Source organism: Vreelandella sulfidaeris Esulfide1 (assembly GCF_054072535.1).
On the sequence record NZ_CM133364.1, the window covers coordinates 622,198 to 646,083 of the forward strand.

22 protein-coding genes are annotated in these 23,886 nt (G+C 55.8%); 13 read left to right on the plus strand and 9 right to left on the minus strand.

Going from position 1 to position 23,886, the window contains the following annotated elements:
* Positions 1 to 32: 32 nt before the first annotated feature.
* Positions 33 to 608 (minus strand): CGNR zinc finger domain-containing protein, encoded by a 576-nt coding sequence (locus ACW44H_RS02965; protein ID WP_457506761.1) that lies wholly within the window; start codon positions 606 to 608, stop codon positions 33 to 35.
* Between the two features lie 92 nt (positions 609 to 700).
* On the opposite strand from ACW44H_RS02965, the gene ACW44H_RS02970 reads away from it, so the two are divergent.
* A complete protein-coding gene (locus tag ACW44H_RS02970; RefSeq protein ID WP_457506763.1) occupies positions 701 to 1,648 on the plus strand; it encodes an alpha/beta fold hydrolase in 948 nt (315 codons plus the stop codon).
* A gap of 73 nt (positions 1,649 to 1,721) precedes the next feature.
* Here the strand turns inward: ACW44H_RS02970 and ACW44H_RS02975 are convergent, their stop codons facing one another.
* Complete coding sequence (locus ACW44H_RS02975; RefSeq protein WP_457506765.1) at positions 1,722 to 2,918, minus strand: UbiH/UbiF/VisC/COQ6 family ubiquinone biosynthesis hydroxylase; 1,197 nt, start codon at positions 2,916 to 2,918, stop codon at positions 1,722 to 1,724.
* 98 nt (positions 2,919 to 3,016) lie between these two features.
* On the opposite strand from ACW44H_RS02975, the gene ACW44H_RS02980 reads away from it, so the two are divergent.
* Entirely contained in the window at positions 3,017 to 3,874 is an 858-nt protein-coding gene (locus ACW44H_RS02980) for an NAD-dependent protein deacetylase (protein ID WP_457506767.1), read from the plus strand.
* Positions 3,875 to 3,883: 9 nt separating this feature from the next.
* On the opposite strand, the gene ACW44H_RS02985 is transcribed toward ACW44H_RS02980, so the two are convergent.
* Positions 3,884 to 4,519 (minus strand): DNA-3-methyladenine glycosylase, encoded by a 636-nt coding sequence (locus ACW44H_RS02985; protein ID WP_457506769.1) that lies wholly within the window; start codon positions 4,517 to 4,519, stop codon positions 3,884 to 3,886.
* Positions 4,520 to 4,628: 109 nt separating this feature from the next.
* Here ACW44H_RS02985 and ACW44H_RS02990 point away from each other — a divergent pair, with 109 nt between their 5' ends.
* The 4 genes from ACW44H_RS02990 to ACW44H_RS03005 all read left to right on the plus strand — a co-directional run bounded on the left by ACW44H_RS02990 (position 4,629) and on the right by ACW44H_RS03005 (position 8,393).
* Entirely contained in the window at positions 4,629 to 6,092 is a 1,464-nt protein-coding gene (locus ACW44H_RS02990; RefSeq protein ID WP_457506771.1) for a protein adenylyltransferase SelO, read from the plus strand.
* Positions 6,093 to 6,134: 42 nt separating this feature from the next.
* Positions 6,135 to 7,181 carry a DNA polymerase IV gene (dinB, locus tag ACW44H_RS02995; protein WP_457506773.1) on the plus strand — a complete coding sequence of 349 codons (1,047 nt, stop codon included), beginning with the start codon at positions 6,135 to 6,137 and terminating at the stop codon, positions 7,179 to 7,181.
* A 126-nt stretch (positions 7,182 to 7,307) separates the two neighbouring features.
* Positions 7,308 to 8,135, plus strand: a complete 828-nt coding sequence (locus ACW44H_RS03000; RefSeq protein WP_457506775.1) for an alpha/beta fold hydrolase — start codon at positions 7,308 to 7,310, stop codon at positions 8,133 to 8,135.
* Positions 8,136 to 8,144: 9 nt separating this feature from the next.
* Entirely contained in the window at positions 8,145 to 8,393 is a 249-nt protein-coding gene (locus tag ACW44H_RS03005) for a YkoF family thiamine/hydroxymethylpyrimidine-binding protein (RefSeq protein ID WP_113268657.1), read from the plus strand.
* Between the two features lie 104 nt (positions 8,394 to 8,497).
* On the opposite strand, the gene gabT is transcribed toward ACW44H_RS03005, so the two are convergent.
* From gabT to csiR, 5 genes are all read right to left on the minus strand, one after another.
* Positions 8,498 to 9,775 (minus strand): 4-aminobutyrate--2-oxoglutarate transaminase, encoded by a 1,278-nt coding sequence (gene gabT / locus ACW44H_RS03010; RefSeq protein WP_113268658.1) that lies wholly within the window; start codon positions 9,773 to 9,775, stop codon positions 8,498 to 8,500.
* Between the two features lie 133 nt (positions 9,776 to 9,908).
* Positions 9,909 to 10,694, minus strand: coding sequence for an EAL domain-containing protein (locus ACW44H_RS03015; RefSeq protein ID WP_457506778.1), 786 nt, complete (start codon positions 10,692 to 10,694; stop codon positions 9,909 to 9,911).
* A 190-nt stretch (positions 10,695 to 10,884) separates the two neighbouring features.
* Positions 10,885 to 12,099 carry a CaiB/BaiF CoA transferase family protein gene (locus ACW44H_RS03020; RefSeq protein ID WP_457508908.1) on the minus strand — a complete coding sequence of 405 codons (1,215 nt, stop codon included), beginning with the start codon at positions 12,097 to 12,099 and terminating at the stop codon, positions 10,885 to 10,887.
* Between the two features lie 42 nt (positions 12,100 to 12,141).
* Positions 12,142 to 13,320, minus strand: coding sequence for an acyl-CoA dehydrogenase (locus ACW44H_RS03025; RefSeq protein WP_035576748.1), 1,179 nt, complete (start codon positions 13,318 to 13,320; stop codon positions 12,142 to 12,144).
* 232 nt (positions 13,321 to 13,552) lie between these two features.
* Positions 13,553 to 14,257, minus strand: a complete 705-nt coding sequence (csiR, locus tag ACW44H_RS03030) for a DNA-binding transcriptional regulator CsiR (protein WP_457506780.1) — start codon at positions 14,255 to 14,257, stop codon at positions 13,553 to 13,555.
* 335 nt (positions 14,258 to 14,592) lie between these two features.
* Between csiR and ACW44H_RS03035 the strand changes: the two genes are divergently transcribed.
* Genes ACW44H_RS03035 through ACW44H_RS03045 form a run of 3 tightly spaced genes read left to right on the plus strand, consistent with a single transcriptional unit; the run spans position 14,593 to position 18,156 of the window.
* Positions 14,593 to 15,564, plus strand: coding sequence for a TAXI family TRAP transporter solute-binding subunit (locus ACW44H_RS03035; protein WP_457506782.1), 972 nt, complete (start codon positions 14,593 to 14,595; stop codon positions 15,562 to 15,564).
* Between the two features lie 28 nt (positions 15,565 to 15,592).
* On the plus strand, positions 15,593 to 16,105 hold the full coding sequence (locus ACW44H_RS03040) for a DUF1850 domain-containing protein (protein WP_113268663.1): 513 nt from the start codon (positions 15,593 to 15,595) through the stop codon (positions 16,103 to 16,105).
* 32 nt (positions 16,106 to 16,137) lie between these two features.
* Entirely contained in the window at positions 16,138 to 18,156 is a 2,019-nt protein-coding gene (locus ACW44H_RS03045) for a TRAP transporter permease (protein WP_457506784.1), read from the plus strand.
* Positions 18,157 to 18,291: 135 nt separating this feature from the next.
* Here ACW44H_RS03045 and ACW44H_RS03050 read toward each other — a convergent pair whose 3' ends face one another.
* Entirely contained in the window at positions 18,292 to 20,820 is a 2,529-nt protein-coding gene (locus tag ACW44H_RS03050) for a penicillin-binding protein 1A (RefSeq protein WP_457506786.1), read from the minus strand.
* Positions 20,821 to 21,023: 203 nt separating this feature from the next.
* On the opposite strand from ACW44H_RS03050, the gene pilM reads away from it, so the two are divergent.
* From pilM to ACW44H_RS03070, 4 genes are read left to right on the plus strand one after another with little or no spacing between them, the layout of a single operon-like run.
* The gene (gene pilM / locus ACW44H_RS03055) at positions 21,024 to 22,085 is read left to right on the plus strand and encodes a type IV pilus assembly protein PilM (RefSeq protein ID WP_113268666.1); all 1,062 of its coding nucleotides are present in this window, start codon (positions 21,024 to 21,026) and stop codon (positions 22,083 to 22,085) included.
* Positions 22,082 to 22,666 carry a PilN domain-containing protein gene (locus ACW44H_RS03060; RefSeq protein ID WP_457506788.1) on the plus strand — a complete coding sequence of 195 codons (585 nt, stop codon included), beginning with the start codon at positions 22,082 to 22,084 and terminating at the stop codon, positions 22,664 to 22,666. Before pilM ends, ACW44H_RS03060 begins: the two co-directional genes overlap by 4 nt.
* A complete protein-coding gene (locus ACW44H_RS03065; protein WP_457506790.1) occupies positions 22,663 to 23,322 on the plus strand; it encodes a type 4a pilus biogenesis protein PilO in 660 nt (219 codons plus the stop codon). Before ACW44H_RS03060 ends, ACW44H_RS03065 begins: the two co-directional genes overlap by 4 nt.
* A complete protein-coding gene (locus ACW44H_RS03070; RefSeq protein WP_457506792.1) occupies positions 23,319 to 23,885 on the plus strand; it encodes a pilus assembly protein PilP in 567 nt (188 codons plus the stop codon). Before ACW44H_RS03065 ends, ACW44H_RS03070 begins: the two co-directional genes overlap by 4 nt.
* Position 23,886: the final 1 nt, after the last annotated feature.

The window sequence follows — 23,886 nt, forward strand, 5'->3', positions numbered from 1 at the left end:
TCATACGTTTGGCGAGCTGAAGTCGACGAGTCTCACGTGCTCGTTTTCTTTCTAGCCCGATGCGCTGCCGCTTTCATTCTGTTTCCGCAAGCAGCCATGCTGCACCAGCGGCGCCGGTGGGATTTTGTTTGATCGTGGAACAACAGAACGCAGTCTGAGGCTTCGCACTCCTTCACAAGCTGCAAATCTTCCTCGGTAAGCAGTTGGACCAATGCCCACGCAACAGGCTGCAACAGGCTCTCGCTTTCCATGTTGCGCTTAACCGTTTTTTTCTGAAACGCCGATGCCGTTGGCTGCCATTCGATTTTCTCTATATGGTAACCCCGTTCCAGCACGTAGTTCACTACAGTGGGATCTGCGGGCCGTCCCTGTTGGGCCGAGATAAGCAGATCCCGCATGTTTTCACGCATTTCTCGAGCAAGTTGGACTAACCCAGACGGTGGGCTTTCATGATACTCCGATAACACGCCCGCCTGCTGAAGCCACTCAATGACACTGCTGCCGTCATCCAAACACTCTTGGCGCTCGTCCCCTACGCCAAATTGTGTGTTGATGAAATCGATGGCGAGATTGCTTGCGATAAACGGAGGTGCAATTTTAGATGACATATTGAGTAACCCTTAATTTCATATTTGACAGGTTACTACTGTTCTGCATAACCTTCAAAAGTATTTATTAACGGTTACTAAGGAGTTCCTCTATGACATCTGAAAATATGGCGGCCTCAACTGGCACCCAGGAAGCGCTGACGATCAACGTTAGGCAGGCCTCTGGCTCGGCTAAGCGGCAGGTTCACTATCGTTTCGAGAAAGTGGGCGATGTCGACGTCTTTTATCGTGAAGCGGGGGATCCAGCGGCACCGACGGTACTGCTGCTGCATGGATTCGCTGCCTCGTCGTATATGTGGCGTGATGTTATTGAGGCGCTTGCCTGCGAGTATCACGTTGTGGCACCGGATTTACCCGGCTTTGGCTTTACCGAGTCACCAGCGCGAGGGCAGTATGAATACACCTTTGCCAACCTGGCGAAAACGATTGATCAATTTACGGATCAGTTGAAGCTTGACCGCTACGCCATTGCCGTTCACGACTATGGTGCACCTGTGGGCTGGCGTTTGGCGGTGGCTCACCCGTCAAAAATTACTGCCATCATTTCGCAAAATGGCAATGCGTATGAGGAGGGGCTTTCACAAGGGTGGGAGCCTATTCAGACGTATTGGAACGACCCTTCAAAGGCGAATCGTGATGCCCTTAGCGACTTTCCGACGCCTGCTTCCATCAAATGGCAGTACCTGGAGGGGGTAAGCGACATAAGTGCGGTAGCACCGGATGCCTATACGTTGGAAGGGGCTCATATCTCTCAACCTGGGATGGCGGATATTCAGCTCGACTTATTGTTGGACTACGCCACCAACGTTGCGAAGTATCCCGAATTTCAGGCCTATTTTCGGGAGTATCAGCCGCCGTTGCTCGCCGTATGGGGAAAGCATGATCCGTTCTTTCTTCCGCCAGGCGCTGAAGCCTGGAAGCGAGATATTCCTGAGGCGGACATTCGTTTTTACGACACGGGGCATTTTGCATTGGAAACACACGGCGATGTCATTATCCCGGTGATTCGTGAGTTCTTGAATAACCGCATTAAGGTGTAACTAGCGGAGTTGAGAAAGCCAAGCTTAATGGCTTGGCTTTCTCGTTGCTAAAATGCGTTGCTTGTATCAGCGGCTACCACACCTTGAATGGATTCAAGCCGTTGGCCTGTTGCATCATCATGCGCTTGGCGAGCGGGAAGCGCTCGGCGAGCTGCAGGCTTAAATCACCCAATTGGCGCAGCGGTCTGGCGCCGGTAAACAGGTGATGAAACGTGTCGGTGGCGGCGATCATGGCCTGGTTGGCCGCGCGGCGCTGGCACTCAAAGCGGAGTAGGTTGACGTAGTCACCTGGGTCGCGGCCTTGAATGATAATCTCAGCCAGGGTGTCGGCATCATGAAGGCCGATATTCAAGCCCTGGCCTGCCAGCGGATGTACCACATGAGCAGCATCACCAATCAGCGCTAAGCGCTTGCCGATATAGCGCTGGGCGTGTTGGCGCTTAATCGGAAAGCTGGCCCGCGCAACGATACGGATGAGATTACCCAAGCGTTTAGGGAAAGCTATTTCGATGGCGGCTTTAAGCGCGTCATCGTCTAACTGTTCGCGGGCTTTGGTGGTCTCTTCTTTGTCGTACCACACTAAGGACGCGCGATGGCCGGGCAGGGGCAGCATGGCGATCGGGCCGGTAGGCGTAAACACCTGCCAGCTAACATCCTGCTGGGGTAGCTCGGTTTCCACGTTGATGATCATTGCCCGCTGATGGTAGTCATAGTTCGTGACGCTAATACCGGCCAGTGTCCGCAGGGTAGAGTGCGCACCGTCGGCGCCGACGATTAAACGGGCACTTAACGTTTTGCCGTTATCCAATTCCAGCAGGCGAGCACTGTTTGAGGTGAGCGTGCTTAACGGCGCGCACTGGGTGTAACAAGTAACGCTGGGTAGCTGTTCTATGCGCTGCCATAGCGCATACTGCAGCGTGCGGTTTTCGATAAAGATGCCAAAGTCTTTCATGCCGCTATCTTTTGCGGAAAACAGCGAGTGGCCGGTGCCGTCCTGATTGGAGACATCGATATGGCGGAAAGGGCAGCTGCGCTCCTCGGGTAAAGACGTGCCGCTGGCCTTAACAAACGCCAATGAGCGGGCATTGAGTGATGAGATGCGCAGGTCATAGTCACCGCTGGGTGGGGTGGGGGCATCGTCCTGTTCCACTAGCCCGACCGAAAAGCCTGTATGGCCCAAGCGCGCCGCCAGTGCGGCGCCGACCATGCCGCCGCCGACAATGATGACATCATGATCGTTCTGTCCAGAACGTTGCTCAGACTGTTGCATCATATGCTCCTTAAAATGAGGTGCTTTTGCGCATTGCGCAGGCGTTGCTTGTCATACAGTATCGTTGAGTTTGAGCAATATTGCCTAGAGGTGAACGATTGACGCAGGTCGTGGAAATAGCCAATAGCATTACCCAGGCGGGTGAAGAGCTGGCTGCGTTTATTCAGCAGCACCCTAAACTGTGGGTGATTACCGGTGCCGGTGTGAGTACCGATAGCGGCATTCCGGACTATCGCGATGCGGATGGCCAGTGGAAGCGGCCGCCCCCGGTGCAGCATGGCGATTTTATGAGTTCTCATCACGTTCGCCAGCGCTATTGGGCGCGGGCATTGATTGGTTTTAGCGCCATGCGCGAAGCCCAGACAAGTGGGGCGCATCGGGCACTGGCCGCGCTGGAGTCGCAGGGGTATATCCAGCAGTTGGTGACCCAAAACGTTGACCGCTTGCATCAGCGGGCCGGTTCGCGCCGGGTGATCGACCTGCATGGTCGGGCGGATATGGTCAAGTGCATGGTGTGCGACTACCAAATGATGCGCCACGCGATGCATGCCGAGATGGCGCGAATGAACCCTAGCTTTGCAGGTCTGGAGGCTGGCCACGCCCCGGATGGTGATGCCGATCTTGAAACCGACTTCAGTACTTTTCGTATTTTCGACTGCCCGCGCTGTCGCGGTATTTTAAAGCCCGATGTGGTTTTTTACGGTGATGTGGTGCCTGCCGAGCGTAGGTTAGCAGCGCAGGTAGCACTGGCCGAGTCGGAGGCAGTGCTGGCCGTGGGTACCTCGTTGATGGTGTTTTCCGGCTACCGTTTCTGCCGCACCGCCCATGAACGCGGATTGCCGCTGGCGTCGCTCTCGCTCGGCGTTACTCGGGCGGATGCACTATTAAGCTACCAATGGCGCGCGCCGTTAACGCCGGTGCTTGAAGAGGCCGTTCGCTGTTTGCAGTTCTCTTAAAGACCGCTATTAGCGCGCTTTCGATACCCAAGGATTATCTTCCAACCAGAGCCGCCAGGGTGCATCGCGGTGCTCGGGCTGGGCGTAGTCGATGCCTACACGTGGGCCACTGGCTATCGAGGCATCGTGCGCAGCGGCGCTAATCCACAGCTTGTCAGCCTGTGTCATATCGTGGCCATACAGCGCTTTATCAATCGTGAACGCACGGGTCAGCTTTCCGGGGCCATTGCTTAACTGTTTACCCTTTGCCTGACGAATCGCGCGCATAGCGGTCTCGTTTAACGTGGGCTCAACCGCACGAATCAACACCGCACAGGGCGAATCTTCGGGCTCAGTGACCACGTTCAGTAACCAATGCATGCCATAAACGAGATAAACGTAGGCGTGGCCTGCAGGCCCGAACATCGCTTCTGTCCGTGGCGAGCGGCATTTATGGGCATGGCAGGCAGAATCTTCAGCGCCACAGTACGCTTCGGTTTCAACGATTCTGGCAGCCATCTGCACGCCGTCCTGTTCGCGCACTAGCCAGCAGCCCAGCAACTCTCTAGCGACCTTAAGCGTGTCGCGATTATAAAAGTCGCGGGGGAGGGGCGTTAGCGCACTGCCTTTAACATTAGATATGTTTGGGCACGGTTTTAACATCATCGTCTCGGCGTTTACTTGAGTAGAGTGCTAGGGTATTAGCTAAGCATAGCCATTAGATATAGTCATTAGATATAGACATTAGATATTGCCACTAAAAGCGGAGCCTATCGTGCTGTCATTTGAACATCTTTATGCCACGTTACCGAAACCCCTCTGGGTCGCTACCCAGGCAACGCCGGTGGCCCAGCCTGAACTCATCGCCTTTAATGCCTCGCTTGCAGATGAACTGGGCGCTAAAGAGATTCCTGACCCAACGACACTTGCCCAATGGTTTAGCGGTAATCAGGCCATGCCGGGAGCTAAATCGGGCGCGCTGGGTTACGCAGGCCATCAGTTCGGCAATTTCGTGCCGCAATTAGGCGATGGCCGCGCGTTGCTGCTGGGCGAAGTGATCGACCAGAACGGCGTGCGCCGCGATGTGCAGCTAAAAGGCAGCGGCCGCACGCCGTTTTCCCGCGGTGGCGATGGCCGTTCGCCGTTAGGTCCGGTGCTGCGTGAGTACCTGGTTAGCGAATTTATGGCGGCGATGGGGATTCCCACCACCCGCGCCTTGGCCGCCGTGACTAGCGGCGAGCGCGTGGTTCGGCAGATGTCCGAACCCGGCGCCGTCTTTACCCGCGTGGCGAGTAGCCATATTCGCGTGGGCACCTTTCAGTTTGCCGCTGCGCAGCGGGATGAAGCCTTGCTAAAAGCCCTGGCGGATCATGTGATTGATCGCCACTACCCGGAAGCCGCCAACGCAGAAGACCCCTATATGGCGCTACTGGAAGCGGTGGTGGCCCGTCAAGCAGTGCTGATCGCCCGCTGGATGAGCGTCGGCTTTATTCATGGTGTGATGAATACTGATAACTGCAGCATTGCCGGTGAAACCATCGATTACGGCCCCTGCGCCTTTATGGAGCAGTTCGACCCGCAGAAGGTATACAGCTCCATCGATCAAGGCCGCCGCTACGCCTTTGCCAACCAGCCGGCGATTGCCCAGTGGAACCTGGCCCGCTTTGCCGAAACGCTGCTGCCGTTGATGTGTGAAGAGGGCGACGCGCTGGTGCAGCAGGCCACTGACGTCATTCGCCGCTTTGAATCACTGTTCAGCGCGGAGCAGCTCCGCCTGCATGCGGATAAACTCGGCTTGGCAGAGAAAAGCCCACAAGCCGCACCATTAATGGAAGCGTTAGAAAGCCAGATGCATCAGGGGCGGATGGATATGACCGCCACCTTTGATGCGCTCACTCACTACGCAATTTCGCCGAGTGATGGGCACCGCGAGGCGCTGCTGGCGCTGACGACTCAGCCTAACGAGTTGACCGCGTGGCTGGAGACTTGGCAGGCCGAGCAGGTCGCCAGTCATGATAGCGAGCGCTCTGCCGCCATGCGAAACGCCAACCCGGTGATCATTCCACGCAACCATCGCGTTCAAGAGGTCATTGATGCCGCTTACGACGGCGACTTTGCACCTTTTCATACCCTACTGGCGGTCATCACCCAGCCTTTCGATGAATCCGTTGAAGCACGCCGTTTGGCAGCGCCCGCCACGGAAAATGAGCAGGTGCTAAGAACATTCTGCGGCACGTAGGTTGTGATAAACTGTGATTTTTTACAGTTAAAAGGGTAGCCAGTGCGCAAGATTATTCACTGCGACTGTGACTGTTTTTTCGCGGCGGTGGAAATGCGTGATAACCCCGCGCTGCGGGATATTCCCATTGCCATCGGTGGCAGTGTTGAGCAGCGCGGGGTGGTCGCTACCTGTAACTATCCCGCCCGCGAGTTTGGCATTCACTCGGCCATGCCGATGGCTCAGGCGCTCAAGCGCTGCCCGCATCTCACCGTAATCCGCGGTGAGATGGCTAAATACAAAGCGGTGGCCCGCCAGGTATTTGCGATTTACCGCGAGGTCACCGACCTTATCGAACCGCTCTCCCTGGATGAGGCTTTTCTGGATGTCTCGGAGGTCACGCTGCATCACGGCAGCGCCACGCTAATGGCAGAAGCGATCCGCGAGCGGGTGAGCCGCGAAGTGGGAATTACCGTTTCCGCCGGCGTGGCGCCCAATAAGTTCCTGGCCAAAATTGCCAGCGACTGGAACAAGCCCGACGGCCTGTGCGTGATTACGCCGGATAAAGTCGATAGTTTTGTGCAACTGCTGTCGGTGAAAAAGATCCACGGCGTTGGCCCCCGCACGGCCGAAAAGTTGGCGGGGTTGGATATTCATACTTGCGCTGATCTGCGTACCCGCTCGCTGACCGAACTGGTCGAACACTTTGGCCGTTTTGGAAGGCGGCTGCACGAGCTTAGTTGGGGGCGGGATGAGCGCCCGGTAAAAACCCACCGCGAGCGTAAGTCGGTCAGTACCGAGCAGACCTATGCCCAGGACTTACCTGACCTCGATGCCTGCCGCCGCGAGCTACCGGCACTGATCGAGGATTTAGAGCGGCGCTACGCACGGCTTGATCCACCGCTGGCGGTGCGTGGCGTGATGGTGAAAGTGAAATTTAGTGATTTCACCCAAACCACTGTAGAACACGCCGACCCCGCGCCTAATCTTGAACAATTCGAAACCTTACTCAATGTCGGTTGGGCCCGGGGCGAGCGGCCCGTACGCCTGCTAGGCGTAGGTTATCGGCTCGCGGAAAACAGCCAAGAACAACAGCTATCGCTGTTTTAATTAGCCTGTTAACCCTTATGCTGATTGACGCTCCATCAGGTGCACGATAAAACAGACGTATGATAGGTGGTCTATCCATCGCCAACTTGACCATCGCCATTTAGTTATTTTTCCAACGAGCCCGCCATGTCTGCTGATGCCACGTCACGTACCCGCTTAGTGTTTGCCCATGCCAACGGTTTTCCAGGGTTAAGTTACCGCAGCCTGCTGAATCCACTGGCAGAGACCTTTGATCTGCATCCGCTGGACCGCCTGGGCCACCACCCGGATTACCCGGTGAATCACAACTGGGGCAACTTGGTGGATGAGTTGCTGAGTTATTTGCCTCAGAGCGATACGCCGTTGTTGGGCGTGGGGCATTCGCTGGGTGGCACTCTGATGGCCATGGCGGCTGATAAACAGCCCGAGCGGTTTTGCGGTGTGATTATGCTGGACCCACCATTAATGCTGGGAACGGATGCTTGGGCGATGAAAGCCGCTAAGCGATTTGGTTTTATTGATCGTGTGACGCCTGCCGGCAAAACCCAGGGGCGCCGCACGGTGTGGCCGAGCCGTGAAGTAATGGCCAGCTCGTTGGGACGCCGGGGCTTGTTTCGCCGCTTTACCCCAGAAGCGCTTAACGACTACATTGAAGCAGGAACGCGTTTGTTAGATGACGGCAGTGCGGAGCTGACGTTTGATCCGCGGATCGAAGTTGAAATTTTCCGCCACCTGCCTGATCACCTTTCGCAGATGCCAAAGCGGCTAGGCGTGCCGATAGAATTGGTGGCGGGTAGCGAGTCGCACCTGCTGACGGCGTCGCGCATCAAGCGCTTGAAGCGTAAGGGTTTATCGGTGAGCGAAGTGCCTGGTACGCACATGTTCCCAATGGAACACCCGGATGAGACGCGCGCCGCTATTCTGGCTGCCTGGCAGCGCATCGCTAACGTTAGGCAGTCTTCCCATACAGCGTAAGGAGGCGTTATGTATCTTTCCGTACAGCTTAGTTATTACCCACTGGCCGATGACTTCAAACCGGTGGTTAAAGAGGTGGTGAAACGCCTGGAGGCGACGGGGTTGGAAGTACACCCGAATCGCATGAGCACTCAGGTATTTGGCGAGTTCGATGCCGTGATGGCGGCGTTAAGTGAGGTAATGAAGTGGTCGTTTGAGACCCATGGCAAAGCAGTGTTTACGGCGAACTTCCTGGAAGGCGACCGCAGACCACGTTAACGACCATGTTAATTAGCCATTTTGGCAATGAGGTCTGAATCAACCCGTAGCACTCACCAAAACGCCGCCCGATTGGGCGGCGTCTGTTTTGGCATTGCTGAAGCTTAGGTCAGTGATTCCAAGCAGGACTCAATGATATCCAAGCCTTCGTTGAGCACGTCGTCTTGAATAGTCACGGGCATCAAGAAGCGGATAGTGTTGCCGTACATACCGCATGAAAGCAGGATCAAGCCTTCTTCGCGAGCTTTCTTGCACAGCGCAGCCGCTAGTTCCGCGTTAGGCGTATGGTCAGCTTTGTTTGAGACCAGCTCAAACGCGGCCATCGAGCCCATGTTGCGCACGTTATCGATGCAGTCAAACTTGCCAGCCCAATCATTGAAGCGCTTCGCCAGTTTGTCACCCAGGGCTTGGCTCTTCTCCAGAATGTTCTCTTCTTCAAATACGTCCATGACCGCTAACGCCGCCGCACAGGCAGTGGGGCTACCGGTATAGGTGCCGCCCAGGGAGTTAGGGCCGGAGGCATCCATTACTTTGTCGGTACCGACGATCGCGGAGATCGGCATGCCGTCGGCCATACTCTTGGCCATGGTCATGATGTCCGGCTCAACGCCGCTGTGTTCGATGGCAAACATCTTGCCGGTGCGGCCAAAACCCGATTGCACTTCGTCGATGATCATTAATATGCCGTGCTCATCGCAGATCTCACGGATCTTGGTCAGGAAGCTGGTCGACGCTGGGTAGAAGCCGCCTTCACCGAGCACCGGCTCAAGCACGATCGCCGCGGTATCTTTCGGGTTGGCATCGGTTTTTAGCGTCATCTTCAAGCCGCGGATGGCTTCATCTTCGCTAACGCCATGGTAGGGCACTGGGAAGGGGGCGCGGAAGACGGTGCCCGGCATGGGGCCAAAGTCGCTCTGGTAGGGCGCTACCTTGCCGTTCATGGCCATGGTGAAGAAGGTCCGGCCGTGGTAGCCGCCGTCAAAGCAGATGACGTTGGAACGGCCGGTAGCCGCGCGCGCGATCTTGACCGCATTTTCGAGTGCTTCTGCACCTGAGTTAGCCAGCATGACTTTGGCATGGCCACGGACCGGAACGATTTGGCTGAGCTTTTCAGCCACTTTTACATAGCCTTCATAAGGCATGACCGTTTGGCAGGTGTGCATCAACTTATCGAGCTGGGCTTTGACCGCAGCGACCACTTTAGGATGGCGGTGGCCTACGTTGAGTACGCCAATACCGCCCGCAAAGTCGATGAAGCGGTTGCCGTCAGCGTCCCAGATTTCAGCGTTTTCAGCACGGTCGGCGAATGCCGTCGCTGGGCTAGCGGCGCCAGCAGCGACGTATTTGCGTTTTAGCTCGTTCAGTTCGGCATTGCTGCTCATGGCTTACTCCCTATTGATGAAGGTTGATCTTTCAACATAGTGCGTAACTTTTAGCATAGTTCTTAATATAGTTCTTAATAAGGTTGCTTACATGAGTGACGATGCGATGACAGCACATTATGCCATTTTAAACTTATGCCATTTTAAACTCATGCCGTAGCGCTTGAAGGCGCGCCGTTAAATCTACGCTAAGGGCGTTCACCCGAGGCTTGGCAAAGTAAAAACCCTGCTGGCAAACAATGCCCGCTCGCGCCAGCCATAGTGCTTCGGCGTGGGTCTCTACGCCTTCGGCAATCAACGTCATATTGAGTTTTTTAGCGAGGGATATAATCGCACTCAACAGCACTTGGCGGCGATGATCGCTATCGCAGCGTACCACCAGTTCACGGTCGATTTTAAGCTTATCAGGCGTTAAATCGGTGAGTAGGTCCAAGTTGGCGTAACCGTTGCCAAAGTCATCGAGCGCCGTTTGAAAGCCCAGGGAGTGATAGGTATTAATAATATTACGCAGGTGCTGTCGGTCGTGGACGCGCTCGGTTTCGGTGATTTCAAAAATGAGCCGGTGAATTGGCCAGCCAACCCTTTTGGATGCCGCTAACGTTGGTTGGATACAGGCTTTGGGCTCATTAACGGCGTTGGGCAGGAAGTTAATCGATAGATTGGTTTGCATGCCCAAAGCGCTGGCCATTTCGATTGCTTTCACTCGGCAGGCTTGGTCAAAGCGGTAGCGCAAATCATCAGTGACTTTTGCGATCATGCTCTTAGCAGATTCCCCGTTCGTACCGCGAGCCAGGGCTTCGTAAGTAACGATGCGAGCCAGGGATAAGTCCACAATCGGCTGAAAAGCCATGGTGAATTCAAATGGTAATTCGCCTTCACAGCGATGGCAGCTGCCGTTAACGCGTGCGCACTGGCTCATTGCTGCTCCTGCCTGATAGTGGCGAGTTAGGGGCGCGTTAGGGGCTGGTGCCGCTAAAACTTTAGTGTGAAGAAGCGCTGTGACTATAGGCAAGGCTGCAGTCGAAGATAGGGGCGCTTTGCGTTGTTTTATACATCTAAATATAGTCTTGATGACGCTTTATACAACAATGATTGTCTTTCAAACGCTGCTAAATAATCCCCGCTTCGCGAAGCGCAGTGCGCTGTTCGACACTAATACCCAGTTCTTCTAACACGCTTTCAGTATGTTGCCCCAAGTGGGGCGGCGCTATGCCGGCACTCATCTGGGTGCCGTTAAACCGGATCGGATTGGCGACAAGATCCACTTGGCCTGCTTGATCGTGAGGCAGCGTCTGTTTGAGACCGCGGGCTTTAACATGGGGGTCATCGAAGACGCGGTCGAGCGTATTGATGGGGCCGCAGGGCACACCCACGGCTTCAAAGGCGGCCAGCCATTCATCGGTGGTGCGTTGGGCCAGTGCCGCTTCCAGCTGGGGAACCAGCAGGGCACGGTTATTCACTCGGGCGCCGTTGGTGGCAAAGCGTGGATCCTCGGCCAACGCTGGTAGCGAAAGCACCGCACAGAAACGCTTGAACTGTTCGTCGTTGCCGACGGCCATAATCATATGACCATCTTGGGTGGCGAAGGCCTGGTAAGGAACGATGTTAGGGTGAGCATTACCCAACCGCTGGGGCACATTGCCGGAGGTCAGGTAATTCAATGCTTGATTGGCGAGCACACCGACCTGTACATCCATCAGTGCCATATCGATATGGCACCCAACGCCGCTATCGCGGCGCTGGTAAAGCGCTGCCAGTACTGCATTGGCCGCATACAGCCCGGTAAAAATATCGGTGAACGCAACACCGCTCTTCACTGGTCCGCCACCCGGTTCGTTATCGGGCTTACCGGTTAGGCTCATGATGCCGCCCATGGCTTGAATCATAAAGTCGTAACCGGCGCGATGGGCGTAGGGGCTCTCCTGGCCGAATCCGGTAATCGAGCAGTAAATCAGCTTGGGATTCAACGCTTTAAGACTTGCGTAATCCAAGCCATAGCGCTTTAAGCCGCCGACTTTAAAGTTCTCAAGCAGTACGTCAGATTGAGCGACTAACTGCTTGATCACCGCCTGGCCTTCGGGCTTGGCCATATCCACTGTTACGGATCGTTTGCCTCGGTTAGCGCAGAGGTAATACGCCGACTCTTCGGTACCGGCCAGCCAAGGAGGGCCCCAATGACGTGTGTCGTCGCCGCTACCGGGTCGTTCCACCTTAATGACATCCGCGCCCATATCCGCAAGCATCTGGCCGCACCAAGGCCCGGCCAGTACTCTGGAAATATCGAGTACTTTTATCCCGGCCAGTGGTTTAGTGGGCTCACTCATAACGGGCTTGCTCATAAAGGCTGTTTCCTTGGCTGATGGCGTTTAAAAGAACGACTGAATGCCTGTCTGCGCGCGGCCAAGAATTAAGGCGTGGACATCGTGGGTACCTTCGTAGGTATTCACTGATTCCAGGTTGACCATATGACGAATAACCCCGTACTCGTCAGAAACGCCGTTGCCGCCGTGCATATCGCGGGACTGGCGAGCAATATCCAGCGCTTTGCCGCAGTTGTTACGCTTGATCAGTGACACCATTTCCGGTGCCCAGTTGCCGCTATCCATCAGGCGGCCTACCTGCAGCGCTGCTTGCAAGCCCAGTGTTATCTCGGTTTGCATATCGGCGAGCTTTTTCTGGATCAACTGGTTGGCAGCCAGCGGGCGGCCAAACTGCTTGCGGTCTAGCGTGTACTGACGTGCTGCGTGCCAGCAGAACTCCGCGGTACCCATAACGCCCCAGGCGATGCCGTAGCGTGCTTTGTTCAGGCAGCCGAACGGGCCTTTCAGGCCGCTGACGTTGGGCAGCAGGTTCTCTTCGGGAACGAAGGCGTTATCCAGTACGATCTCACCGGTAATCGATGCACGCAGTGATACCTTGCCTTCGATTTTAGGCGTGGTGAAGCCTTCGGTGCCGCGCTCAACGATAAAGCCTTTAATTTGATTATCGTGGGCTGCTGACTTCGCCCACACTACCGCGATATCAGCGATCGGGCTGTTGGTGATCCACATTTTGGCGCCGGTTAGACGGTAGCCGCCGTCGACTTTTTCCGCCCGGGTAATCATGTTGCCGGGGTCGGAGCCGTGATCAGGCTCGGTCAGACCAAAGCAGCCGACCATTTCGCCACTGGCAAGCTTGGGCAGGAATTTTTGCTTCTGCTCTTCAGAGCCGTACGTTTCGATGGGGTACATCACCAGCGAGGACTGCACACTCATGGCGGAACGGTAGCCGGAGTCGACGCGCTCGACTTCACGGGCGATCAAACCGTAGGCCACGTGATTAACGCCTGCGCCGCCGTACTCGGGGGAAACGGTGGCGCCGAGTAGGCCAAGCTCGCCCATCTCGGTCATGATCTCGCGGTCAAAGCGCTCTTCGCGGAAAGCGGTTAGCACGCGGGGCTGAAGGTTTTCCTGGCAATAATCGTAGGCCGCATCGCGGATCTGGCGCTCTTCATCAGTGAGCTGTTGTTCCAGGAGCAGCGGGTCGTCCCAGTTAAAATGTGTCATGGCGTGGATTCCTTTATTCGTTCGGCAGGCGCTGTTATGGCAGTCACTTTTTTGACGGTCTCTAAAGAGCGTAGCGCCTACAGCGATGAAATGGGCAGTCGTAAGAAGTTGCAAAGGTGCTTGCAGTCAATGTATCGCCGTTTTTTTAAAATATCTACATTTTTTTAAAACGCAGAATTTAATTGATACGAACTGACTAGGTGGTGCTACGTGGCTAGGTGATACTACGTGGCTAGGTGATACCCCGTGCTTTGAGCACCCGCGTAATAATCGGCACCGGGGTCATCAAGTGGTCCCGCATCATCGTGTCGGCCTGGTCTGTATTCCTGGCTAAAATAACCTCCACCAGTGCCGTATGTTCCTGCCGCTTAAGCTCTAGCGCTTGGGATGACATCACGGTTTCCTGAAGCCATAGGTGGCGGTAACGTTCCACCTGATCAAACAGGGTGTTGCGCATTTGCAATAGGTGAGGGGAGTTACAGCCACTGGCGATGGCGGTATGGAAAGCTTTGTGGCGCTGATCCCAGATGTCGAGCAGATCATCGGGTGTGCTGACGTCGGTGACTTTCGCTAATCGGTGCGCGGTGGCCAGCACCGTGGCTTCCCAGTCGTCGTCGCCGCGCTCGATAGCCAAACGCAGTATTAGCCCTTCAAGCTGAGCGCGAGCATCATAAATATCGTTGAGTTCGGCCAGTGACATTGGGGCCACGCGGTAGCCTCGCTGGCTGATCGCTACCACTAAACGGTCAGCGACTAACTGTGAGAGCGCCTCCCGCAAGGGCCCGGTGCTGGCGCCGTAGTGTTCTTTCAAATGGCTCATTAGCAGCTTCTGCTCTGGAGCGTAGCGGCCACGAATAATGTCATGCTTGAGTTGGCGATAAGCGCTAATGGCTAGATTCTGGCGCGGCGCGCTGGACGCCTTAAAACCTGACTCCATAGCAGTGGGGCTCCTGGGCGTTTGACGGTAAGAGGTAAAGAGTGTCAGCTGTTATCAAAAATATTAACAATTTGGCATAGGGTAAGGCATTTATGCAGAGTTTCGTCATTTTGTTGAGCAAGTAATCACTCGAGTACATGCCTACAGCGCAGGCAATCAATAGCAGATTAAGGCACCGTTGCGCTGATAACCTCTATTAGCATCTAACGCATAAGCCGTGCTAACTTCTCTTCCACCGCTTCTGGTTGCCTATGGATCAAGCAGAAGTTGGGGCTTCAACACCTCCTTTTTCGTCAACCATACCTATAAGTCCAAGCAGGACGGAGGAAATGCTCATGCGAACTCTACGCTCTCTACCCTACGCTGTTGCTGCCGCTTCTATGCTCGCAGTCGCGCTTCCCGCCAGTGCCCAACAACTTTCAATCGCGACTGGCGGTACCGGTGGCGTTTATTACCCGATCGGCGGTGGTTTTGCCGAAATGATCAACAACCATATCGAAGGCGCTCAGGCGACTGCTGAAGTGACCGGTGCCTCGGTTGAAAATATGGGTCTGATCATGCGCGGTGACGCGGACCTTGCGCTGGCACTGGCCGATACGGTTTATCAGGCGTACAACGGTTCGGGCGACTTCGAAGGTCGTCAGATTGAAAACATCCGTGCACTGGCCTCGGTTTACCCCAACGCCGTTCAGCTGGTCACCCTGGCGGAATCCGACATCGAGTCGATTGCCGACTTGGAAGGTAAGCGGGTTTCTGTTGGTGCGCCGGGTAGCGGTACCGAGCTAAACGCTCGTGCGCTGCTCGAAGCCAATGGCGTCAGCTATGAAGACTTCACTCCCCAGCGCCTTAACTTCAACGAAACCGCTGATGCCATTCGCGACGGTGATATCGACGCTGGCTTCTGGAGCGTTGGCCCCCCGACCAGCTCGATTCTTAACCTGGCCGCCACACGCGACATTCGCCTAATCGGTCTTTCCGATGAAGAAGTGGCCAATGCTCAGGCGGAAGAAGAAGTCTTTGCCCCCTACGAGCTTGCCGCCGGTATGTATGACGGTATGGATGAAGCCGTTCAGACCATCGGTATTCCCAACGTGCTCGTCGTTAACTCTGATATGGACGAAGAGCTGGCTTACCAGTTGACTCAGTTGCTGTTTGAAAACACCGATGAGCTAATTGCCGTTCACCCGGCAGCGAACGACACGACGGTGAAGTTCACGATGGACTCTACCCCGGTGCCGTTACACCCAGGCGCACTGCGTTACTTCGAAGAGACCGGTGCTGAGATTCCGGATCGCCTGCGTCCGTAACTGCTAACGTGTCTTGAAGGATATTGCCATGCAGTGGCAGCAACGCTTGGTGGCGCTACTGATTGCATGTTCTCCGTTCGCCGAAGTGGGGGCTTCCCCTGCTTCGGCGTCGGCGTTTATGCACCTAGCCGTGGTGACCGAGCAAGGCGACACCCTGGTGGATGAAGCGGTGCCTGCGGGTGGTCGCTGGTGCATTAAGTGGCAGCACTCCGTCGAGCATTTTACGGTGTTGGATTGCTATCGTAATGCGGCCGGTGTCATGCAACTGGAGCGCAGTCATCAACCTGACTTTGCCGCCGGGCTCGGGCATATTTTTGGCCGCGGCGAGCAGGTATCCGACGGTGAAGGCGGTTACTGGATTAATGGTATTAACGAGCCAGTCGCCAATAACCGGTATGTGTTAAGAGTCGGTTCTCCTGCCGTCAACCATCGCGTCGTGTGGCCCGGTGGTGAGCATGCGCCGGTGAGCTTAAGTGATCACGCGGCTGGGCAACGCGTGACCATTCAGCTAATAGCCCCTCACGCATCCCCGCGTGAATAAAAACGACATTAGTTAACGCTTCCGAGGACTTCATGAACGAATCCAAGCAACCGCCGAGCGTGATGCCGGGCGGTAATGCGATTCAACCCCGCATGGTGCTGTGGTCAATCACCATTGTGGCGGTGGGTCTCTCCCTATTTCAGCTCTATTCTGCGGGTATTCAGCCGTTAGGGCTTTTTTATCAGCGCAGCATTCACCTGGCATTGATCATGATGCTGGCGTTTTTGATGTTTCCCGCCTTTGGCCCGACCCGCAAACGGGGCGTGTTAGGTTGGGGGCTGGACGTGGTGTTTTTAGCCGGGGCGGTGCTGACCGGTGGCTACTTGGTTTTCAACCTGGATGAGATATTCAGCCGTGCCGGGTTTTGGAACAGTACCGATATTCTGGTTGCCTGTATCGCCACGGTAACCGTGCTGGAAGCCAGCCGACGGGCGGTAGGCTTCGGTATGACCGTGATTGGCCTGTTGGCGATCGTCTATGCCTTTGCCGGGCCGCGGGGTGAGCTGCCGTGGTTGGGCGAGTGGATGCCGGGCATTCTGGAGCACCGCGGCTATACCTTTGATCGGGTCGCCGGTCAGCTGTACCTGGGGCAAGAAGGCATCTTTGGCCTGCCGCTAGGCGTTGCGGCAACTTATATCTTTATCTTTGTGCTATTTGGTGCCTTTTTGGAGTGTACCGGAGCGGGCAAGTTCTTTATCGATATGGCCTATGCGGCGACGGGCCGCCAGCGCGGTGGGCCAGCCAAAGCTGCCGTGCTGGCCTCCGCCGGGATGGGGTCTATTTCCGGCAGTGCGATTGCTAACGTGGTCACCACCGGTGCCTTTACCATTCCGCTTATGAAGCGCTTGGGCTACAAGGCCAAGCAGGCGGGCGGTATTGAAGCGGCGGCTTCGACCGGTGGGCAGATCATGCCACCGCTAATGGGCGCCGGGGCGTTCTTGATTGCCGAATACACCAATACGCCTTACCTGGATATCGTCAAAGTCAGTATCCTGCCAGCGATTATGTATTTTGCGACGGTGTATTTGTTTGTCCACATCATTGCGCTTAAGCAAGGCATGCAGGGGTTACCCAAGGACGAACTGCCGCAGATGCGCCAGGTAATGAAAGAGGGCTGGCACTTCCTGCTACCGCTAGCGGTACTGGTCTGGCTGCTGGCGATGAGCATGTCGCCGATGCGGGTAGGCTACTACGCAGTGGTCACTATGGTTGCCGTGGCGGTGATTCGCTATGCGCTGTGGTTCTTCTTTGTAGCGCCTCGCCAAGGACAGCCGGTGACGGCCTCGGCGGTGAAAGATACCATCCGCGCCGGTATTGCCAAATTGATCGAAGGTTTGGAGCTGGGTGCGCGTAACGCGGTCGCGGTGTCGATGGCCTGTGCGGTGGCCGGTATCATCGTCGGGATCGTGGGCTTGACCGGTCTCGGGTTGAAGTTCTCTTCCATGATGTTGGCTTTCTCCGGCGGTAATATCTTACTGGCGCTATTAATGGTGCTGTTGGCTAGCTTGGTGCTGGGCATGGGGCTGCCGGTCACCGCCAGCTATATCGTTCTGATCGTACTGGTCGGCCCTGCGCTTACCCAAGAGTTTGGTATTCCGCTGTTGGTCGCTCACTTAGTGGTGTTCTGGTACTCCCAGGACTCCAACGTGACGCCGCCGATTGCCTTGGCAGGCTTTGCCGGGGCGGCGATTGCTGGCAGTAAACCGATGGAAACTAGCTTCCAGGCATGGAAGTTCGCCAAAGGGCTTTACCTGATTCCGCTGTTTATGGTCTTCAATCCTGAGATCATTATGGGTGGCCCGGTGCCGGTGGTGATTTGGAACGGAGTGATCGCCATACTGGCGTTGGGCGCTTTTGCGGCAGCGCTGGAAGGGTATCTCTTTACCCGCATGTCGTGGTTGCCACGTATCGCAATTACCGGGGCGATCATTGCGGTGTTCTACCCCAATCTGCTCAGCGAGGTTGCCGGTGTCGTTGTAATGGTTGTTGCCATTGGTGCTAACTGGCTGGCCAGCAAACGCGAAGCGACCGCGACGCCTGTTAGCGGTTAGTGGAAGGCGGTTTAACCAGTAGTGAAAAAGTAACAAATAGAGAAAAATAATAAGTAATGAAAAGGCCCGGAGATCTAATCTCCGGGCCTTTTGTTTGGTGGATCTTTTGTTTGGTGTGCTATGGGATTGGCTGGTTTAGAAGATCGACTCAGCGGTACCTGAACCCTGGGAACCACTAGCTTCTTCCAGCTCACGGCTGATGCGGCGCTGCTGGTAGTCCGGCAAGTGATCCTGGTGGAACAGCTCGGTAATGCCCCCCGTCTGGCCGTCCGCTAAGCGTCGGCCTGATTGCGGGTCCACCTGCGCGGTCACCACTGTCGATGGGCGCTCGGGCACGGCACTAGGCGTACCTTCCAGGGCATCGCCCATGAACTCTATCCAAATGGGTAGCGCGGCCTGAGCCCCATATTCAGAAATAGTTTCGTTACTGTCCTTGCCTACCCATACCGTGGTCACCAGGTTGTTGTTAAACCCTGCAAACCAGGCATCACGCTGGCTATTGGTCGTGCCGGTCTTACCCACGATATCGTCGCGGTTAAGGCTTAGCGCGCCACGGCCAGTGCCTGAAGTGATAACGTCACGCAGCATATCGCGCAGAATGTAAACCGCTGCCGGGTCCGCTACGCGTTTGGCGATTGGGTATTCACGCCCATCGATTTCTACCGTCTCTTGATCCTCGGCACAGCTTGGGCAAGCGACCTGCGGGGTGGCTTCATCGATGATCTCGTTATCGTCGTCACGGGTGACGCGCTCGATGAACCAGGGCGATACCTGGAAGCCGCCATTGGCCAATACCGCATAGGCATTGGTCATCTCCATCGGCGTCAGGCTTGCGCTGCCTAGTGCCAATGCCAAGCCGTGTGGCAAGCGACCAGGCGCAAAGCCAAAGCCTTCCAGGTAGTCGATCGTATGATCAAGCCCCATGGTCTGCAGCACGCGGATGGTCACCAAATTGCGAGAACGGGCAAGGGCGGGGCGTAAGCGCATGGGACCTTGGAAATCGCGACTGGAATTGACCGGCCGCCATATGGAGTCGCTGCCATCATCGAGTACCACGGGCGCATCGTTCACGACGCTGGCGGCATTCATCTCGCCATCTTCAAGGGCCGCTAAGTAAATAAAGGGTTTGAAGATCGAGCCTGACTGGCGCTGCGCTTGTACCGCACGGTTAAACTTACTGGCGTTAAAGTCAAAACCGCCCTGTAGCGCCAAAATAGCGCCTGTCTGAGGATCTTGCGCGACCAGCGAACCTTCAGCATCCGGACGCTGAGAGAGGCGTAGTGAACCGTCTTCCTCCTCAATTACGCGAATCATGTCGCCGCGTACCGCAATCTCTTCCGCCGAACTGGGCTCGGCACCGCGGCTACGCGGGCTTAGGTAAGGACGAGCCCAGCTCAAGCCTTCCCAGTCGATAGTTTGTAAGCCACCGCGGCGGGTAAGCACCTGCATCTCTCGACCGCTACTCTCTACCACAATGGCGGGCTGGAGAAGCCCATAGTTAGGCGTACGTTCAAGCACCTGAGCCCAGTTGCTAACGTCGCCCTCTATACCCTCGACTTCCGTTTGACTGCGCTGGGCCGCTTGACGTGCGGTCTGACGGATTTCCGGCGATTCGGAAAGCTCTTCTTCCAGGCCTTGGATAGCCGTTTGCTCCTGCGCTTCAACCAGGCTTGCGGCAATATCACGCTGCTCCGGTCCGCGCCAACCATGGCGCAGGTCATAGTCAGTCAACCCATTGGCCAAAGCTTGGCGGGCAAGGGGCTGCAGCTCGCTATCAATGGTGGTGTAGATACGATAGCCGCCGGTGTAAGCGTCATCGCCGAAACGCTCCACAGCATACTGGCGCGCCATTTCAGAGACATAAGCGGCATCGACTTCTGCCCGGGTATAGTGGCGGCGGGCGGTGACGGGATCTTGAACGGCTACTTGGTAAGTTTCATCGTCGATATGACCAAGCTCGCGCATGCGGAATAGGATCCAGTTGCGACGAATCAGCGAACGCTCGGAGTTAGCTAGCGGATTAAACGCGGAAGGTGCCTTGGGCAGGCCGGCAATCATGGCCGTTTGCGCCAGGTTAAGCTCGGCGAGAGGCTTGTCGTAATAGGTTTCGGCAGCCGCAGCGATACCGTAGGCGCGATTCCCCAGGAAAATCTTATTGACGTAAAGCTCAAAAATTTCCTCTTTATTGAGCACTTGCTCCATTTGCAACGCCAGCAGGATTTCGCGAATTTTACGTGTAAAGGTCTGGTCCAGCGTTAGCATATAGTTACGCGCGACCTGCATGGTGATGGTCGAACCGCCTGATTGGATGGTGCCGCCACTCTGCACAAGTTCCACGGCGGCCCGGGCCAAACCGCGCGGATCGACGCCTGCGTGGTCGAAATAGCTGGCATCTTCGGCTGCGATCAGGGCATTGATCATATCCTGGGGGATTTCATCAAAGTTGATCGCCATGCGACGCTCTTCACCAAATTCGCCGATCAATTTACCGTCCTGGGTAAAAATGCGCAGCGGCGTGTGCAGTTCGAAGTCCTGCAGTTGGCGAACGTCGGGCAGCCCCGGGGCAAAGTAAATGGCGGCACCTACCACGGCTAACGCGGTGGCACCGACCAGCGACACAACCAGGAAAAACAGCGACACAATAAGGGTTCGAAGAAACGTCATGAACAGAGAGCACCCGGGGAAGAATAAAAAGTACGGCAACTAAACGGCCGTATCATGAAATTGGCTGCCATTATAGGAAGCTGAGGCGGCCACCACCAGTGTTGATATGTCGTAAGTTCGTTAGCGTGTGACTTAACTAAAAATCATGTAACCTCAAACTACGTGTGATAAATGGGCGACAAGCAGGTGGAGCCAGACCCAATATGCGCTTTCTAAAATCTGGTAAGGGATTGATCGGTGTCGATATTACATCGGCAACCGTTAAACTGCTTGAGCTAAAACAGTGCCACGATAACTACCAAGTTGAAAGCTATGCAGTGAGGCCGTTACGCGAAGGCGCCGTCGTCGAGCGCCGTATCCGCGATATTGATGACGTCGCTAGTGTACTGAGTCGTGCCGTGGAACACGCCAAGCCTTCTACCCGCAAAGCAGCGGTTGCCGTTCCTGCGAGCGCCGTGATTACCAAAACGCTGAGCTTTCCTGCCGGGCTAAACGAAGAGGAGATTGAAGAGCGCATCGTGGCCGAATCCGACCGCCATATTCCTTTTCCGTTCAATGAAGTCGCGTTTGATTTTCAGTGCTTGGGCCCTGCGCCTTTCGACGATGAGCAGCAGCAGGTAATGCTGGTCGCCTGTCGGCAGCAGGATATAACTCAGCTTACTGAGACATTAGAGCGAGCTGGCTTAGAGCCTGCCGCCGTTGACGTTGAAACCTTTGCTATGGAGCGTTCGCTAGCTGAGCTGCGCCGTCAGCTTGAGGTTGAGAATGACCCTACCGCCTGCGTTGGGTTGGTGGATATTGGCGCCAATATGAACGCCTTTCACGTCGTCCGTGGCGGGCACATCGTTTATACCCGCGACACAGTGTTTGGCGGTCGGCAGCTAACCGATGCGATCCGCGATCGCTACGAATTGAGCATGGAGGAGGCAGGGTTCGCTAAAAAGCGTGGGGGGCTACCTGATGATTATCACGAGCGCGTCCTTAACCCTTTCCTGGAAACCGTGGTGCAGCAGGTGGGACGCTCATTGCAGCTTTACTATACCGCCGGGCGTCAGCAAGAAGTGAAGCACATTGTGTTGGCAGGTGGTTCGAGCGTTATTCCAGGGCTTGCCGAGCGGATTGCCGACGACAGCGGTATGTCAGTGACGATTGCCAACCCCTTCCAACGCATGCTGGTGAATAAGCGCTTAAATCTTCAGGCGTTGACTAATGATGCCCCCGCGATGCTCACGGCAGGGGGCTTGGCGATGAGAGTGAGTCAATGAGCATCACTATTAATCTTTTGCCCTGGCGCGAAGCGCAGCGTGAGCAACGAACACGCAAATTTTACGCTATCGTGGCAGGCATGGTGGTATTTGGCGTAGCCCTTGGCCTGCTGATCTCTCAATATTACCAACTCAAACTGGCCGCCCAGGAACAGCGCAATGCTTACGTGAGTGATCATATTGAGCGGCTTAATGCTGATATCGACGGCGTTTCTCGCTACGCAAGCGATGCTGAGCGTTTAGGCGAGCAGATCGCGGTGTTCCAGGCATTAAAGGCCGAGCAAACGAATACCGTGCAGCTATTTAATGACGTGGCGGATAGTGTGGCTAACGGTGTCATTTACCAACGGCTGGCGAAAAGCGGTAACAGCGTTAGCGTCACGGCGGTGGCTGGCAGCGAACGGCAGGTCTCTGAGCAACTGCGACGTATTGCAGCGCTGCCTGGTTTAGGTGTGCCCTCTCTCTCGGCGGTTGAAAATGACCAAAATGGTACAGGTCGGCTATTTCGTTTTGACGTTAATCAGACCCCGACAGCAGAGTTGCAAGAAGCGGGTCAAGACGTGGAAAGAGGAACACCATGAGCCTTAACCGCGAGCAATGGGCTATCGAATGGCAGAACCTGCGCGATGTCGACTGGCGGGATCTCGACGTGAAGGAAGCCGGGGGCTGGCCGTTGCTGTTAAAAGGTTTGTGCTGTTGTTTGGCACTGCTGGCGGCATTGAGTGTCATGATGTGGTTAGTGGTGAGCGAACAGCGCGAGGCTTTCGGCGCGGCCCAGCGTGAAGAGGTCAGGCTGTTGAGTGCGTATCGCAGCCAGGCCTCGGAAGCGGCCTTCTTACCGGAAATGCGTGAACAGCTGGCTACCCTGGAAGAGCAGATGGCGCGTTTGCGCACCATGCTTCCCACCGATGCAGAAATCCCCTCGTTGCTCGATAGTATCAGCGATGCCGCCGTCGACAACCGCCTGACGATTGAAACGATTCGGCTGCGCCCAACGCTAACGCAGGCCCATTATATCGAGCAACCGCTTGATATACAGGTGCGTGGCGGTTATCACCAATTAGCTCGTTTCAGTGCCGATATTGCCTCGTTACCGCGGATGGTGACCCAGCACGATTTTACCTTGGAGTCAGTTGAAGGGCGTGGAGACACGCTGCGTCTTTCGCTATTGGCCCGTACCTATCGCTACGTTGAGGAAAGTGATCAGGCAGCCAGTGATGAGGCGAAAGCGCTATGAGGCGAAAACAAATAGCGCTGCTCGTCGTGAGGGGGGCCGCCGCCATTACCCTAATGGCCTCAACAGTGATGCTGGCAGGTTGTGCGGACGCAGACTTGCCCCAGCTTGAACGCGTCTTGGCCGATATACGTCAGTCGCCGGGGGGGCAGCCGCCGAGCATGACTGTCGCGATGCCCGAAAGCCGCGATTTAACCTACTTATATAGCGATGGTCGTAGCCCTTTTTTGCCGCCTGAAGCCATTGCCCAGGGCGGCCTTAATCGTAACGAGGGCGCTCTCGCCCCTGACCAGCAGCGCACGCCGGAGCCACTGGAGCAGTTTCCACTGCAGGAGCTCAGATTGGTCGGTACGATGCAGATGGCGGGACGGCAGGTGGCGCTGGTTGCATCGCCGGATGGTAATGTGACCAGCGTGAAAGAGGGAAACTATATGGGTACTGATTATGGGCGTATTGCCGAGGTAAGCGCACAAGAAGTTCGTGTCATCGAACGGGTGTTTACCCAGCGGGAAGGTTGGCAAGAGCGGCAAGCATCGCTCGTTATCAACGCAGGGTCTGCGCGCTAAT

What these genes read in the sequence shown, in the direction of transcription:
- ACW44H_RS02965 (WP_457506761.1), bottom strand. Translation starts at nt 608, where the DNA reads ATGTCATCTAAAATTGCACCTCCGTTTATCGCAAGCAATCTCGCCATC.
- ACW44H_RS02970 (WP_457506763.1), top strand. Translation starts at nt 701, where the DNA reads ATGACATCTGAAAATATGGCGGCCTCAACTGGCACCCAGGAAGCGCTG.
- ACW44H_RS02975 (WP_457506765.1), bottom strand. Translation starts at nt 2,918, where the DNA reads ATGCAACAGTCTGAGCAACGTTCTGGACAGAACGATCATGATGTCATC.
- ACW44H_RS02985 (WP_457506769.1), bottom strand. Translation starts at nt 4,519, where the DNA reads ATGATGTTAAAACCGTGCCCAAACATATCTAATGTTAAAGGCAGTGCG.
- ACW44H_RS03000 (WP_457506775.1), top strand. Translation starts at nt 7,308, where the DNA reads ATGTCTGCTGATGCCACGTCACGTACCCGCTTAGTGTTTGCCCATGCC.
- ACW44H_RS03005 (WP_113268657.1), top strand. Translation starts at nt 8,145, where the DNA reads ATGTATCTTTCCGTACAGCTTAGTTATTACCCACTGGCCGATGACTTC.
- gabT (WP_113268658.1), bottom strand. Translation starts at nt 9,775, where the DNA reads ATGAGCAGCAATGCCGAACTGAACGAGCTAAAACGCAAATACGTCGCT.
- ACW44H_RS03015 (WP_457506778.1), bottom strand. Translation starts at nt 10,694, where the DNA reads ATGAGCCAGTGCGCACGCGTTAACGGCAGCTGCCATCGCTGTGAAGGC.
- ACW44H_RS03020 (WP_457508908.1), bottom strand. Translation starts at nt 12,099, where the DNA reads ATGAGTGAGCCCACTAAACCACTGGCCGGGATAAAAGTACTCGATATT.
- ACW44H_RS03025 (WP_035576748.1), bottom strand. Translation starts at nt 13,320, where the DNA reads ATGACACATTTTAACTGGGACGACCCGCTGCTCCTGGAACAACAGCTC.
- csiR (WP_457506780.1), bottom strand. Translation starts at nt 14,257, where the DNA reads ATGGAGTCAGGTTTTAAGGCGTCCAGCGCGCCGCGCCAGAATCTAGCC.
- ACW44H_RS03035 (WP_457506782.1), top strand. Translation starts at nt 14,593, where the DNA reads ATGCGAACTCTACGCTCTCTACCCTACGCTGTTGCTGCCGCTTCTATG.
- ACW44H_RS03040 (WP_113268663.1), top strand. Translation starts at nt 15,593, where the DNA reads ATGCAGTGGCAGCAACGCTTGGTGGCGCTACTGATTGCATGTTCTCCG.
- ACW44H_RS03045 (WP_457506784.1), top strand. Translation starts at nt 16,138, where the DNA reads ATGAACGAATCCAAGCAACCGCCGAGCGTGATGCCGGGCGGTAATGCG.
- ACW44H_RS03050 (WP_457506786.1), bottom strand. Translation starts at nt 20,820, where the DNA reads ATGACGTTTCTTCGAACCCTTATTGTGTCGCTGTTTTTCCTGGTTGTG.
- pilM (WP_113268666.1), top strand. Translation starts at nt 21,024, where the DNA reads ATGCGCTTTCTAAAATCTGGTAAGGGATTGATCGGTGTCGATATTACA.
- ACW44H_RS03060 (WP_457506788.1), top strand. Translation starts at nt 22,082, where the DNA reads ATGAGCATCACTATTAATCTTTTGCCCTGGCGCGAAGCGCAGCGTGAG.
- ACW44H_RS03065 (WP_457506790.1), top strand. Translation starts at nt 22,663, where the DNA reads ATGAGCCTTAACCGCGAGCAATGGGCTATCGAATGGCAGAACCTGCGC.
- ACW44H_RS03070 (WP_457506792.1), top strand. Translation starts at nt 23,319, where the DNA reads ATGAGGCGAAAACAAATAGCGCTGCTCGTCGTGAGGGGGGCCGCCGCC.